The sequence below is a fragment of the Streptomyces odontotermitis genome (genome assembly GCF_050510915.1).
Taxonomy (GTDB): domain Bacteria; phylum Actinomycetota; class Actinomycetes; order Streptomycetales; family Streptomycetaceae; genus Streptomyces.
In genome coordinates this window covers 1-523 of the sequence record NZ_JBNJLS010000066.1, presented here as the reverse complement: position 1 = coordinate 523, position 523 = coordinate 1, and the positions used below count along the sequence as shown (strand labels likewise).

The following is a 523-nucleotide window of genomic DNA, read 5'->3' as shown; positions in this document are numbered from 1 at the left end:
CCACCACCCCCTGCCTGGCCGACACCACCACCCTCCTCGGCGACCTCGACGGCGACGGCCACCCCGACAAAATCACCAACCCCGGCCTCACCGGCACCAAGGTCACCATCCAATGGGGCAACCCGGACGGCACCTACGGCACCAAGCAGTCCCTCAACACACTCGTCGGCACCAAAACCGGCGAGGTCACCACCGCCGCCGTCGCCGACTTCCACAAGGACGGCGTCCTCGACCTCGTCGTCAACACCGTCAAGCCCGCCGGCGGCGACGACCCCAACTCCGCCCGCATCTCCGACATCCGCCCCAGCCCCCTCAAGCGCACCCACCTCACCTCCCCCCACGCCCACCACCTCGACATCGGCGACAACCGCGAGACCAAGCAACTGCGCATCGCCAACTACGGCAACGACCCCTACCCCGACCTCGCCATCCTCGACAACGCCGGCGACGGCGTCTGGGAACGCAACGTCCGCGTCTCCGAAGGCAACACCGGACCCGGCAACTACAACCAGGACGACTACGA

Annotated in this window: 1 protein-coding gene; it reads left to right on the top strand. The window is 68.1% G+C overall.

The window, feature by feature from the left end; all coding sequences use genetic code 11:
• The coding region (locus tag ACQB60_RS45780; RefSeq protein ID WP_496932047.1) for an FG-GAP repeat domain-containing protein at window positions 1–523 on the top strand (523 nt) is incomplete at both ends.